This is a genomic window from Comamonas koreensis (assembly GCF_021026195.1).
Taxonomy (GTDB): Bacteria; Pseudomonadota; Gammaproteobacteria; order Burkholderiales; family Burkholderiaceae_C; genus Comamonas; species Comamonas koreensis.
Genome location: NZ_JAJNCT010000014.1, coordinates 1 through 12818, shown reverse-complemented (window position 1 = coordinate 12818; position 12818 = coordinate 1). Strand labels below are relative to the sequence as shown.

At 63.0% G+C, this 12818-nt stretch carries 11 protein-coding genes and 1 pseudogene; 8 read left to right on the top strand and 4 right to left on the bottom strand.

The genetic code is table 11. The annotated features are described in order from the left end of the window. Positions 1-103: 103 nt before the first annotated feature. Complete coding sequence (locus LPW39_RS13325) at positions 104-1762, bottom strand: flavin-containing monooxygenase (RefSeq protein ID WP_230775592.1); 1659 nt, start codon at positions 1760-1762, stop codon at positions 104-106. 254 nt (positions 1763-2016) lie between these two features. Here LPW39_RS13325 and LPW39_RS13320 point away from each other — a divergent pair, with 254 nt between their 5' ends. From LPW39_RS13320 to LPW39_RS13285, 8 genes are all read left to right on the top strand, one after another. Further along, positions 2017-3669 carry a long-chain fatty acid--CoA ligase gene (locus LPW39_RS13320; RefSeq protein WP_230775589.1) on the top strand — a complete coding sequence of 551 codons (1653 nt, stop codon included), beginning with the start codon at positions 2017-2019 and terminating at the stop codon, positions 3667-3669. 98 nt (positions 3670-3767) lie between these two features. After that, positions 3768-4688 (top strand): SMP-30/gluconolactonase/LRE family protein, encoded by a 921-nt coding sequence (locus LPW39_RS13315; protein WP_230775587.1) that lies wholly within the window; start codon positions 3768-3770, stop codon positions 4686-4688. 48 nt (positions 4689-4736) lie between these two features. Next, the gene (locus tag LPW39_RS13310) at positions 4737-5489 is read left to right on the top strand and encodes an SDR family NAD(P)-dependent oxidoreductase (RefSeq protein WP_182327830.1); all 753 of its coding nucleotides are present in this window, start codon (positions 4737-4739) and stop codon (positions 5487-5489) included. Between the two features lie 14 nt (positions 5490-5503). Continuing rightward, positions 5504-6277 (top strand): ABC transporter ATP-binding protein, encoded by a 774-nt coding sequence (locus LPW39_RS13305; protein WP_230775585.1) that lies wholly within the window; start codon positions 5504-5506, stop codon positions 6275-6277. Between the two features lie 52 nt (positions 6278-6329). Next, complete coding sequence (locus LPW39_RS13300; RefSeq protein ID WP_230776007.1) at positions 6330-7022, top strand: ABC transporter ATP-binding protein; 693 nt, start codon at positions 6330-6332, stop codon at positions 7020-7022. 17 nt (positions 7023-7039) lie between these two features. Continuing rightward, positions 7040-7921, top strand: coding sequence for a branched-chain amino acid ABC transporter permease (locus LPW39_RS13295; protein ID WP_021028133.1), 882 nt, complete (start codon positions 7040-7042; stop codon positions 7919-7921). A 64-nt stretch (positions 7922-7985) separates the two neighbouring features. Next, complete coding sequence (locus tag LPW39_RS13290; RefSeq protein ID WP_230775584.1) at positions 7986-8999, top strand: branched-chain amino acid ABC transporter permease; 1014 nt, start codon at positions 7986-7988, stop codon at positions 8997-8999. Between the two features lie 2 nt (positions 9000-9001). Next, positions 9002-9826, top strand: coding sequence for an SDR family NAD(P)-dependent oxidoreductase (locus LPW39_RS13285; protein ID WP_230775582.1), 825 nt, complete (start codon positions 9002-9004; stop codon positions 9824-9826). A 418-nt stretch (positions 9827-10244) separates the two neighbouring features. Here LPW39_RS13285 and LPW39_RS13280 read toward each other — a convergent pair whose 3' ends face one another. The 3 genes and pseudogenes from LPW39_RS13280 to LPW39_RS23605 all read right to left on the bottom strand — a co-directional run. Further along, positions 10245-12044: an ATP-dependent helicase gene (locus LPW39_RS13280; protein WP_230775580.1), complete on the bottom strand. Its 1800-nt coding sequence runs from the start codon at positions 12042-12044 to the stop codon at positions 10245-10247. Next, positions 12025-12384, bottom strand: a complete 360-nt coding sequence (locus LPW39_RS13275; protein ID WP_230775578.1) for a site-specific integrase — start codon at positions 12382-12384, stop codon at positions 12025-12027. The genes LPW39_RS13280 and LPW39_RS13275 overlap by 20 nt, the downstream gene beginning before the upstream one ends. A 72-nt stretch (positions 12385-12456) precedes the next feature. After that, positions 12457-12663 (bottom strand): annotated as a pseudogene (locus LPW39_RS23605) (ATP-dependent endonuclease); the annotation flags it as partial. Between the last annotated feature and the right edge of the window lie 155 nt (positions 12664-12818).

Genomic DNA, 12818 nt, shown 5'->3' with positions numbered 1-12818 from the left:
CTGGCAGCTCTTGGTGGAAGATAAAAATGCCCAACTGCAGGGCGCAGGCAGGCACAGCCCCCGAAGACCGCTTGGCCTGTCAGGGACTTGCAAACCCAGGGTATCAGTGCGCGGCGTTTTCCACTGTTGCGCTGGCGTCTGCCGCGCGTCCGCGCTTCTGCGCAAAGTGGTAGCCGCTAAAGCCCTTCTGGATGGCGGCGTTGCAGTGCTCACGGTACTTCTGGAAGCCCCCGGTAAACATGGTCAGCCCCGGGGCCTTGCCCTGCACATTTGCGCCCACATACCAGGTCTTGGCCTTGGACAGCAAGGTGCGCGGCGCCAGCGAATGGACCAGGTCCATCCAGGCCTGCTCCTCTTGCGCGCTGGGCTCGATGCTGCTGAAACCCTGGGCCTGCATGTGGCGGATGGCAGCGGCCGTCCAGTCCACATCGTTCTCGCTGGTGCGCACCACATTGGCCAGGGCCGATGGGCCATTGGGCCCGGTGGTCATGAACAAATTGGGGAAGCCATGCATCATGATGCCCAGGCATGAGGTCGCGCCCTCCTTCCACTTCTGCTGCACCGTCAGGCCGTCGCGCCCTTCCACCTCAAAGGCCAGCAGCGCGCCGGTCAGGCCGTCGTAGCCGGTTGCAAAGATCAGCACATCCAGCTCCACCTCGCCCGATTGCGTGCGCACGCCCTTCTCAGTGATAGACACGATGGGGTCGCTGATGCAGTCGCGCAGATGCACATGGGGCTGGTTGTAGGTTTCGTAGTAGCCGGTGTCCAGGCAGGGGCGGCGGGCAAAGATGGGGTAGCCGCGCGGCTTCAGCGCCTCGGCGGTGGCAGGGTCATCTACCGCCTCGCCAATCTTGCCGCGCACAAACTCGGCCACTTCCTCGTTGGCCTGCTCGTTCTGCATCAGGTCGGCAAAGGTGCCCAGCATCGCCAGGCCGCCTTGCAGCCAGGCATCTTCCAGCAGCGCCCGGCGCTGCGCTGGCGTCACGCTGAAAAACGGGCGGCTTGACTGCGGCCGCACGCCGCCCACATTGCTGTTGCGTGCCAGCTCGCGGATGCCGGCATAGTGGCGCTTGACTTCGGCCACGTACGCGGGCTCCAGCGGCACATTGCGCATCGGCATCGTAAAGCTCGGCGTGCGCTGAAAGACAAACAGCTCGCAGGCCTGCTTGCCCACTTCCTGCACGATCTGGATACCCGTCGATCCGGTGCCGATCACGCCCACGCGCTTGCCACTGAAATCCACGGGCTCATGCGGCCAGCGCGCCGCACGCAGGATCTGCCCGCCAAAGCGCTCAATACCTTCAATCTCGGGCTCCTTGGGTACCGACAGCGGGCCGGTCGCCATGATGCAGTAACGCGCCTCATAGCATTCGCCCCGGTTGGTGCGCACCACCCACAGCTGGCGTGCCTCGTCCCAGCGGGCGCTGTCGACGCGGGTATTGAACTGGTAGTGCTTGCGCAAGTCCAGCCGCTCGGCGACAAAGTTGAAGTAGTGCATCAGCTCGGGCTGGGCGGCAAACTGCTCGGACCAGGTCCATTCCTGCTCGATCTCAGGCGAGAAGGAGAAGCTGTAGTCGATGCTGGGCAGGTCCACCCGCGCGCCGGGGTAGCGGTTCCAGTACCAGACGCCGCCCACATCGCCGCCGGCCTCAAAGGCCTGGATTTTCAGCCCCATCTCCCGGAACTTGTGCACTGCGCACAGACCGCCAAAACCGGCGCCCACGATGACCGCATCCACTTGGTGGATTGTGTGATTGTCCATTGCTCTTCGTCTCCTGCTGGCTGGTGCCGGCCGCCCCGCCACACCGCAGCGGGGCACCGGCTCGATAGGGGATGGCAGGCCGCCTCCGCCTTGTTCTCGCTGCATCATGCCTACTTGCCGACCGGTAAACAACAGGGTTTCCCCGCAAGCGTTTTGGAGGGGACAAGTCCAGGGTAATCCCGAGCTTGCAGCGCTGCTGCGGCTGCTAAACTTTTTACCTGCCGACAGGTATATAAAACAAAACAAGGAGCAACATGCAAGGGCTAATGCAGCAGCGCGCGCTGCGGATTTCAGGCTTGCTGGAACATGCAGCACGCTTTCATCCCCAGGTGGAAGTCGTCTCCCGCACGCCGGATGGCGAGCTCACGCGCTCGAACTGGCTGACCGTGTCCCAGCGCTCTCGGCGCCTGGCCGCCGCCTTGCTGCGCCAGGGCATGGCCAGCGGTGCACGCGTGGCTACCCTGGCCTGGAACACGCACCGCCATCTGGAGCTGTACTACGCCGTATCGGGCGTCGGTGCGGTGCTGCACACCGTCAACCCGCGCCTGTTTGCCGACCAGATCCGCTACATCATCAACCACGCGGCCGATGATTATGTGTTCTTTGACCTGAGCTTTGCCGGCCTGGTGGCCGAACTGGCGCCCAGCCTCAAAACGGTGAAGGCCTATGTGGCGCTGTGCCAGCCTGGCCAGATGCCGGCCATGGACCTGCCCGCCCCGCTGCTGTGCTACGAGGACCTGGTGGCCGAGGACGCCGGCGATTTTGACTGGCCCGAGCTGGCCGAAGACAGCGCCTCATCGCTGTGCTACACCTCGGGCACCACCGGCAACCCCAAGGGCGTGCTCTACAGCCACCGCTCTACGGTTCTGCATTCCTGGGTGGTCTGCGCTGCCGATGGCCTGGCCCTGCGCGCCCGCGATTGCGTGCTGCTCACCGTGCCGATGTTCCATGTCAACGCCTGGGGCCTGCCCTATGCCAGCGCCATGTGCGGCGCCAAGCTGGTGCTGCCCGGGCCGGATTTGAGCGGCAAGGCGCTGTACCAGCTGATGCGCGATGAGGGCTGCACCTTCTCGCTGGGCGTTCCCACCGTCTGGATGGGCTTTTTGCAGTATGTGGAAAGCCTGCCTGCCTGCGACAAGGATGCCTTGAAGCTCGAACGCATCATGATGGGCGGCTCTGCCGCGCCCCGCGCGATGATCGACCAGTTCGACAGCCTGCTGGGCGTCACCGCCAACCAGGCCTGGGGGATGACCGAGACCAGCCCGGTGGCCACCGTCAGCACCCTGTTGCCCCAGCATGAGGCTCTGGCCCGCGATGAGCGCATCGATGTGCGCGCCCGCCAGGGCCGGCCCATGTATGGCGTGGATGTGGCCATCTTCAATGACGAGGGCCAGCAACTGCCGCCCGGCGACCCAGCCCCTGGCGAGCTGCGGGTGCGCGGCCCCTGGGTCATCTCCGCCTATTACGGGCAAGAGCCCGGCTCGGCGCTGGATGCGCAAGGCTGGTTAAACACCGGCGATGTGGCCCGGATTGATGAAGAGGGCTTTGTACAGATCACCGACCGCGCCAAGGATGTCATCAAGTCCGGCGGCGAATGGATCTCGTCGATCGACATCGAGAACCTGGCGCTGGCCCACCCCGCCGTCAAGGAAGCCGCCGTCATCGGCGTACACCACGAGCGCTGGCAGGAGCGCCCGCTGCTGGTCATCGTGCGCAAGCCCGGCACCGATGTGAGCGGCCAGGAAGTGCTGGACTTTATGAAGGACCGGCTGGCGCGCTGGTGGCTGCCCGATGCGGTGGAGTTTGTCGATGAGCTGCCCCACACGGCCACCGGCAAGCTGCTCAAGACCCGGCTGCGCGAGCAGTTCAAGGGCTACCAACTGCCGACGGCACCCGTCGCCAGCTAACACCAACACCCGCCCGGTACGCGCACGGCCCCACCAGAAAAGGCCGGCGCAGCCGCAGCAGCCAGGCCCCCTTGGCTGCCCGCACCAGGAGACAAGACATGAACGCCCTCACCGCGCAGGCGCTGGCCGCGCGCATCCATCCTCTGCTGCCCCAGCGCGATTTGCTCGGTGAATGCCCGCTGTGGGATGTGGCCACGCAATCGCTGTACTGGATTGATGGCCGCGACCAGTTGGTACACCGCTACTGGCCGGCAGATGGCCGGCAGCAGCAGTGGGCGCTGCATGCCCATATCGGCTCGATCGCGCTGTGCCGCAGCGGGCGCCTGCTGCTGGCGCTGGAGGACGACTTCCATTTTCTGGACCCGGACAGCGGCCAGATCACGCCAATGGGCGTGCAGGTGCAGCACAGCGGCGAGCGCATGCGTTTAAACGACGGGCGCTGCGACCGGGGCGGCCGTTTTGTGGTCGGCTCGATGAGCATGACGCCGCAGTCGCCCACCGGCAAGCTCTACCAACTGAGCGGCGATGGCCGCCTGCGCGAGCTGGACCAGGGCTTTCAGGTCGCGAACGCCACCTGCTTCAGCCCCAACGGCCGCTGGCTGTACTTTGCCGACAGCCCGGCGCGCCAGATCTGGCGCTATGCCTATGACCCGGCCACCGGCGCCTGCGGTGCGCGCGAGGCCTTTATTGACACCGCCGCGCTCGGCCTGGCGCCCGATGGCGCCACCGTTGATGCCCAGGGCTACCTCTGGGTGGCCATGGTGCTGAACGGCCAGCTGGCCCGCTTTACACCCAATGGCGAGCTGGCGGCCACGGTGGATTTTCCCGCCGATGCCTTCATCACCTGCCCGGCCTTTGGCGGCCCGGCGCTGCAAACCATCTACCTCACCTCGATCAGCAACAGCGGCAACCTGCTGCGCTCCAGCCACCCGGATGCGGGGGCCGTCTTCGTCATCGACGGCCTGGCCCTGACGGGGCTGGAAGAAGCCCGTTTTGACGACAGCCAGAGCCCCCGCTGAGACCGGCGCGGCGAACCCCATTTTTATTGAGACCAGGAGACAAACACCATGACACAACGCTTTGCAGGCAAGGTTGCACTCGTGACCGGCGGCGCACAGGGCATCGGCCGCGCCATCGTCCAAGCCATCGCTGACGAGGGCGGCAGCGTCGGCATTCTGGACCGCGCCGAGGACAAGGCCGCCGAGGTGGCCGCAGCCATCGTGGCCCAGGGCGGCCGCGCCCATGCCTATGGCGGCAATGTGGCCGACCGCGACAGCTTCAGCAGCGCGATTGCCGATCTGAAGCAGCGCTACGGCCGCTTCGACATCATGGTCAACAACGCCATCTGGGTGCGCTACGGCCCGATTGCCGACATCACGCCCGAAGCGCTGCAGCGCATGGTGGGCACCGGCTTCAACTCCATCGTCTGGGGCATCCAGACGGCAGCCGAAGCCATGGACGACGGCGGCAGCATCGTCAACATCGCCTCGGCGGCCGCCTTTATCGGCATGCCCCAGGGCATGGTGTACTGCGGCGTCAAGGCCGGTGCGCTGGGCCTGTCGCGCGCAGCAGCGGCAGAGCTGGGGCCACGCGGCATCCGCGTCAACTCGGTCTGCCCCGGCTCCATCCCGACCGAAGGCGTAGGCATCAACGTGGATGCAGAAAAAGTGCGGCTGCGCATCGCCAAGACGCCGATGGGGCGCCTGGGCACAGTGCAGGACATTGCCCGCGCCGCCTGCTTCTTCGCGTCTGACGACAGCCGCTTTGTCACCGGCGAATCGATGCTGGTCGACGGCGGCGCCACCCAGTCCTTCATCTGATCGGAGGCGCCGCGATGACTGCTCCCCCCGAGGCCGATGCCCCCATCCTGGAAGCGCGCCAGCTCTGCCGCCAGTTCAGCGGCTTCTATGCCGTCAAGGACGTGAACCTCAAGGTCAAGCGCCATTCGGTGCATGCGCTGATCGGCCCCAATGGGGCCGGCAAGACGACCTGCTTCAACCTGCTGACCACCTTCTTGCGCCCCAGCTCGGGCCAGGTGCTGTTCAACGGGCGTGATATCTCGCGCAGCGACCCGGCCAGCGTGTCGGCGCTGGGTCTGGTGCGCTCGTTCCAGATTGCGGCCGTCTTCAGCCACATGACGGTGCTGGAGAACGTGCGCATTGCGCTGCAGCGCAAGACCGGCGGCACGTTCACCTTCTGGCGCTCGGTCAAGGTGCTGAGCGCGCTGGACGAGCGCGCGATGGACCTGCTGGGCAGCGTGGGCCTGACGCGCTGGAAAAACGTCAAGGCCTGCGACCTGCCCTATGGCCGCAAACGCGTGCTGGAGCTGGTCACCACCATTGCGATGGAGCCCGAGATGATCCTGCTGGACGAGCCCATGGCGGGCCTGGGCCATGAGGACATCTGGCCGGTGGTGGAGCTGATCGGCAAGGTGGCGCAGGGGCGCACCGTGCTGATGGTGGAGCACAACATGAAGGTGATATCGCACTTGTGCGAGACCGTCACTGTGCTGCAGGCCGGCCAGGTGCTGGCCGAAGGCAGCTATGACGAGGTATCGCGCGACCCCAGGGTCATTGAAGCCTATGTCGGAGGGGCCGCCCATGCCTGAGAACAACCAAAACGCCCACGCCAACAACGGCAGCAACGCCGCACCGCGCCAGATGCTGCAAGTGCAGAACCTGCGCGCCTGGTATGGCGAAACCCTGGCGCTCGACGGCATCGACCTGCATGTCGGCGAAGGCGAGGTCGTCTGCCTGCTGGGCCGCAATGGAGCCGGCAAGACAACCACCTTGCGCGCCATCATGGGCCTGCTCAAAAAGCGCGAAGGCCGGATCAGCATCCAGGGCAAGCCGACCGAAGGCCTGCCGCCCGAGGCCATTGCCCACCTGGGTGTCGCCTATTGCCCGGAGGAGCGCGGCATTTTTGCCAGCCTCAGCACCGAAGAGAACCTGATGCTGCCGCCCGTACTGCACCCCGGCGGGCTGACGGTGGAGGAGATCTACCAGGTCTTCCCCAACCTGCAAGCGCGCCGCAAGAGCCCGGGCACCCGCCTGTCGGGCGGTGAGCAGCAGATGCTGGCCATTGCCCGCATTTTGCGCACCGGCGCACGCCTGCTGCTGCTCGATGAGGCCACCGAAGGGCTGGCGCCGGTCATCGTGCAGAAGATCGGCCAGACGCTGGAGATGATCCGCGCGCGCGGCTACACGGTGCTGATGGTGGAGCAGAACTTCCGCTTTGCCGCATCGGTGGCCGACCGCTTCTACGTGATCGAGGAAGGGCGCGTGGCCAGCCACTTCCACCGCGCCGAGCTGGAAACGCGGCGCGACGAGATCGAAGCGCTGCTGGGACTGTGACAGGCGGAGACAACACAATGGATACTCTTTTCGGAATCCCGACAGCCGCGCTGATTGGCCAGCTCGTCGTGGGCCTGATCAATGGCTCGTTCTACGCGCTGATGAGCCTGGGCCTGTCGATCATCTTCGGCCTGCTGCATGTGGTGAACTTTGCCCACGGCGCGCAGTACATGCTGGGCGCCTTTGTGGCCTGGGGCCTGCTGCACTACCTGGGGCTGAGCTACTGGTGGGCGCTGATCCTGGCGCCGCTGGTGGTGGCGGCCTTCGGCATCCTGCTGGAGCGCACCATGCTGCGCCACCTCTATGCGGTGGACCATGTCTACGCGCTGCTGCTCACCTTCGGCATCTCCATCCTGATGGAGGGCGCGTTCCGGCTGTGGTTTGGCGTCAGCGGCCAGCCCTACCCCAACCCGCTGCAAGGCGGCATCGATGTGGGCCTGAGCTTTTTGCCGATGTACCGCGTCTGGGTGATCCTGGCGGGCCTGGCCGTCTGCCTGGTGACCTGGTACTTCATCGAAAAAACCAAGCTGGGCGCCTACCTGCGCGCCGCCAACGAGAACACGCCCCTGGTGCGCACCTTCGGCATCAATGTGCCGCGCATGCTGACCCTGACCTATGCGCTGGGCGTGGGCCTGGCCGGCTTCAGCGGCGTGATGGCCGCGCCCATCTACCAGGTCAGCCCGCTGATGGGTTCGAACCTGATGATCATCGTCTTTGCCGTGGTCGTCATCGGCGGCATGGGCTCGATCATGGGATCGATCATCACCGGCTTTGCACTGGGCGCCATCGAGGGCCTGACCCGCGTCATCTACCCCGAGGGCGCCGGCGTGGTCATCTTCATCGTGATGATCATCGTGCTGGCCGTGCGCCCCAACGGCCTGTTTGGCAGAGCGCACTGATGCGCCCGCACCGCCCTGCCCCCTGGGTCTCCACCCAAGCTCTTGTCTTTCCCAAGGATTGAACATGCATTTCTTCTCACAACGCACCAACACCATCTTGCTGGTGCTGGCGCTGGTGGCCCTGCTGCTGGCGCCGCTGGTGGCCTACCCGGTCTTTCTGATCAAGCTGATGTGCTACGCGCTGCTGGCCGCATCGGTCAACCTGCTGATGGGTTACGCCGGCCTGCTGTCCTTTGGCCATGCGATGTTTTTTGGCACGGCAGGCTACGCCGCGGCGCATGCCATCAAGGTCTGGGGTTGGGACGGCTCGGCCGCCATCCTGCTGGCCATGCTCTGCGCGATGGCCGTGGCCGTGGTCACCGGACTGCTGGCCATCCGCCGCCATGGCATCTACTTCTCGATGATCACCTTGGCCTTCTCCCAGGTCATCTACTTCTTTGCGCTGCGCCTGCCCTTTACCGGCGGTGAGGACGGCATCCAGAACGTGCCCCGGCCGGAGGTGTTTGGCTTTATCTCGCTGGCCGACAACATCACCTTGTACTACTTTGCCGCCACCCTGGTCGCCGCCGCCTTCTGGCTCATCTACCGCATCGTCTACTCGCCCTTCGGCCAGGTGCTGCGCGCCATCCGCGACAGCGAGGCACGCGCCCAGTCGCTGGGCTACCAGGTGCTGCGCTACAAGCTGGTGATCTTTGTGCTGTCGGCCGCGCTCGCCGGCCTGGCCGGTGCGCTCAAGGTCATCACCTTCCAGCTGGCTACGCTCAATGATGTGAACTGGACCACCTCGGGCGAGGCGCTGCTCATCTGCATCGTAGGCGGCCTGCAGACCTTGCTGGGCCCCGTCATTGGCGCAGCCATCATCGTCAGCATGCAGAACTACCTGGTCGCCATGGCCGAGTGGGTGCTGATCATCCAGGGCCTCGTCTTTGTCGTCGTCGTGATGCTGTTCCGCAAGGGCATCATCGGCCAGCTCTACGCTTGGCTGGAAACCCGCCAGGCTCGCCAGGCCGCACCGCAGCTGGAGGCCCACAACCAAGCCGAACGTCAGAGCCGCAGTCAAACTGGACAAGGAGCCTAAGCATGAGCGACCCAACATCCGTACCCGCGCAAGCCCCTGTCCAGCCCCAGGCCCCCAGCCATTTCCCCGAGACGCCCGGCTTGCTGCAAGGCCGCCTGGCCCTCATCACCGGCGCGGCCAGCGGCATCGGCCAGGCCATCGCCATCAGCTATGCCAAGGCCGGCGCCCGCGTGATAGTGACCGATCTGGACACTGCGCGCTGCGCCGACACCCTGGCCCAGGTAAAAGCCGCAGGCACAGACGGCTGGGCCTTTGCGCTCGATGTCACCGATCTGGAGGCCTGCCAGGCACTGGCCGCCCGCATCGGCAGCGACATCGGCCCGGTGGACACCCTCGTCAACAACGCTGGCCTGCTGATCCGCGAAGGCATCGACCACCCCCAGGCATCGCGCCACCTGCGCCAGGTCATCGATGTCAATGTCTTTGGCCTCTACAACATGGTGCAGTCCTGGCTGCCTGCGCTGCGCGCCACGCGCGGCTGCATCCTCAACATCGCCTCGGGCGCGGCCTTTATCGCGCAGGGCAATGCCATGGGCTACTCCGCCTCCAAAGGCGCCGTAAAAATGGCCACACAAACCTTAGCCCTCGACCTGGGCCGCGACGGCATCCGCGTCAATGCCCTGGCCCCCGGCGTCATCCACACCCCCATGACCGAAGCCACCCGCAACAACCCGCAGCGCCTGCAAGGCTTTATCCAGCGGACTCCGGCTGGGCGCATTGGCGTGCCGCAGGAGCTGGCGGGGCCGGCGGTGTTTTTGGTGTCGGGGCTGGCTAGTTATGTGAATGGGGTGACGTTGGCGGTGGATGGGGGGACGTTGGCGGTTTAGGGGGTTGTTGTTGGTGGGGCGACAGGGGTTTAGTTGGTCGCGGTCTGCAATGGATTCTGAAATTGGCAGTGAGTTAGGACGGGATCTTGCACGAAGTTGGGTCGTTAAGGCTCGAAATCTCCTTTTGCTCAGTTTTGCACTTCGTGCAGTTCTAGTCGCTAGGTTCTAAGTTTCGGGAGTGACTGGGTAGCGTCTATCAGCGCCAATAGTTGACCTATTCAGGACGTCAAAGGGCTGCTATGCAGCGATTGCAGCCCATCAGGTTTTGACATGAATGACTGCTCTATGTCTAGGAACAGTCATTTAGTGAACTGATGAAGTAATTGTCCGAGGGTCTGAATCATCTTGAAAAAAGCTGGTCGGTTCACTTTAGAAGCGTAGATTTAAGGTCGTCGCTCACCGATGAACAGCGGTAGGTCTAGGGCAGCAGACCATTCAAGAATTCGGATGGTCCATCGCGATAAATTTTGCCGTACTGGTTTTTCCGAAAGCCACTGTACATAAGGTGAGCCTCGTCGCGGGCACGCGTGACACCGACGTAGAACAATCTCCGCGCCTCTTCCATTTTCTCCAGAGTGTTGTCAAACCAATTTGGGGAAGGGAAATCGCCTTGATCAAGGCCCAGGATGATGACGACGTCATACTCAGTGCCTTTAGCTGAGTGAAGCGTCAATAGATTTAGCTGCTTTGGTGCTCCGTCACGTCGGCCGAGCTGTGCTTTCGTTGTCCCCGCTAGTACTCCTTCTGGTTGAAGCGCTTTGTGCATGTTGTTGACGTGTGCTGCCTGGTCTGCCAGTTCTCCACGTGCGTCAATTAGTGTGCCGAGCAGTTCATCTTTAAGGGCTTCAACGAAACCGAGCGCGGGGCCGTTGCCCCGGTGCGACCAAAGAAATCCTGTAAGCCTCGCCGCTGCATCTCGCGCGGCCCTATCAGCGAGACCGCCATGAAATGACCGCCAACGGCCTTGTAGGTCTCGTAATGGTGGCCCAGAGATCTTCCAGCCCCCGGCACACCAAATGGCGCAATCTTCCACCCAACTCGTGAGAGGGACTTTGCGATATGGTGCGGCATTGTCTATGCGCACGAATGGATACCCGGCGGTTACTGCTTGGATAGCGGCCACGTCACCAACATTCCGGTTTCGGTACAGCACTGCAATATCCCCAAGCTGCCGCCCCGCCTTCGATGCTAGCGCTGCAGGAATCAACGTCTGCATTGCGTACTCGGCCTGATGCTGCAGGCCCTCGTCACATTTGTGTATCTGGACTGAGGCCTGCCTGTCTGGTTCCGACGACTTGTACCCTCTATCCTTACCCAGAGCTCTCTGCGCTACCTCAATGATCCCAGTGCCGCTTCGGTAATTCACCGTGAGATGGATAGCCTGGATGCCGTCCAGTTGAGACAGGTCTGCAAGTAGTTCGCTATTTGCTCCAGTGAATCCGTATACCGATTGGTCGACATCACCCACTGCAATCAGCCTCACACCTCCTTGGACGGTCAGCCGCCTAACGATGCGGTCTAACGCACCGCCCAAATATTGGTACTCATCGACAGCCAGAACCGGAAACTTCGCACGTACGGCTTTCAGCACCCAGTCATGCTCGTTAACTAGTCGCTGACCGTAGTGGACGATGTCATCAAAGTCGATGAGTCCCTGTTTGTGCAACGCCTCTTCGTAGGCGTCGGCCAGCGCCGCCATTTCAGGGTCTTGTGTCCAGGCCTTGCTGTCGCGGTCCAGGTTCACTCGGCGATACCGGTCGACCTCGTCTTTGCGAGTCGGTTGACCAACTCCTCGAAGTTCTTCCGCCGCCGTCTTGTAAATGCGTGCTGCTTGATTCTCCGTGGCGATTTTGAGCGGAAATGGTAGTGGCAGGCCGGCGAGCTCTCCGAAGGGCAGCAGCAAGTGCAGTAGGCAAAACGAGTGAACAGTTCCAACGAAAAGCTGCGGTGACTGCTCCATTCCAAGCTGTCGCAGGCGGCGAGAGAGTTCGCGCGCAGCTTCGTTACTGAACGTGATGCAGGCTACCCCGCGCGGCGTGCGCACGTCTTCTGCCAAGACTCGTGCGAGCTTTGTGACCAGCGTCTTGGTCTTACCGCTTCCTGGCCCCGCCAGGACGCAACAGCTATTGGTGGACTCGTAAGCTTCCCATTGGCCGGGATTGTCCCTAAGCTGCTGCGCTGCCTGCAGGTACTTGGAGCTAGAGCGATGTGAAGCCATTCTTGACATACTCCAGCGTCCTCTTGATGTAGTCAGGGCAAAGCGCAGCCTCGACATGCCCGGCCAGGGCTTGAGCGAAGCGTCCTTTACTCACCTCTTTTATCCAACCAAGAAGCTTTTTCTCATCGAGAGTGGTGGGAGCCGCTATCCAAGCATTCATCAACTTCTGGCGCTCCTCTCCCCAGGAGTTCGCGTGTTTGGACAGCACCGAGACCATGGCTGGTCCCATTCCAGCTTTGAATAGCTCGACTTCCAGGGTCCTGTCGTTGACGAAGATGCCTTCACCCTCGGCCTGTTTGAGAAGGTCATTGACATCGTCCTCGACATCCTTCTCGTTCATCCACACTTTCAGTATGTTTCGCACACGGAGGTCAGCTAGTGGCGTGCCGCCCTCTTGTGGGTCTAGGTCGGTGATGACCACAAAAGGGATACTTAGAGCATTAGGTCCGACAAGTTTCACGTATGGAAGGAAGTTGGCGCTGGCAACAGAGCAAATTGTCACGCCTAGTGCATCGAGGTCAACGCCCAATTTATCTGCATACGCTGGTATGAGAAATCGCTCTGCGTCGCCTTCAACGAAGATGATTCCGCGCGCGAAAAAAAGCTCTCCCCGGGTCACATCAATGTATCGCTGGAGGTCATCTTCTTCGTCCTCCGTGAGCTCAACCTCAGCCGCCGACGTGATGACCGTAGCCAGTTTGGGCTTCCCCCAGTTTCCCGGACACTTTGCCTAGCCCTTTAAACGTTGCCGCTCCTCGAATTGAACCGGGCTAA

What these genes read in the sequence shown, in the direction of transcription:
- LPW39_RS13300 (WP_230776007.1), top strand. Translation starts at nt 6,330, where the DNA reads ATGCTGCAAGTGCAGAACCTGCGCGCCTGGTATGGCGAAACCCTGGCG.
- LPW39_RS13305 (WP_230775585.1), top strand. Translation starts at nt 5,504, where the DNA reads ATGACTGCTCCCCCCGAGGCCGATGCCCCCATCCTGGAAGCGCGCCAG.
- LPW39_RS13285 (WP_230775582.1), top strand. Translation starts at nt 9,002, where the DNA reads ATGAGCGACCCAACATCCGTACCCGCGCAAGCCCCTGTCCAGCCCCAG.
- LPW39_RS13310 (WP_182327830.1), top strand. Translation starts at nt 4,737, where the DNA reads ATGACACAACGCTTTGCAGGCAAGGTTGCACTCGTGACCGGCGGCGCA.
- LPW39_RS13290 (WP_230775584.1), top strand. Translation starts at nt 7,986, where the DNA reads ATGCATTTCTTCTCACAACGCACCAACACCATCTTGCTGGTGCTGGCG.
- LPW39_RS13295 (WP_021028133.1), top strand. Translation starts at nt 7,040, where the DNA reads ATGGATACTCTTTTCGGAATCCCGACAGCCGCGCTGATTGGCCAGCTC.
- LPW39_RS13325 (WP_230775592.1), bottom strand. Translation starts at nt 1,762, where the DNA reads ATGGACAATCACACAATCCACCAAGTGGATGCGGTCATCGTGGGCGCC.
- LPW39_RS13275 (WP_230775578.1), bottom strand. Translation starts at nt 12,384, where the DNA reads ATGAACGAGAAGGATGTCGAGGACGATGTCAATGACCTTCTCAAACAG.
- LPW39_RS13280 (WP_230775580.1), bottom strand. Translation starts at nt 12,044, where the DNA reads ATGGCTTCACATCGCTCTAGCTCCAAGTACCTGCAGGCAGCGCAGCAG.
- LPW39_RS13320 (WP_230775589.1), top strand. Translation starts at nt 2,017, where the DNA reads ATGCAAGGGCTAATGCAGCAGCGCGCGCTGCGGATTTCAGGCTTGCTG.
- LPW39_RS13315 (WP_230775587.1), top strand. Translation starts at nt 3,768, where the DNA reads ATGAACGCCCTCACCGCGCAGGCGCTGGCCGCGCGCATCCATCCTCTG.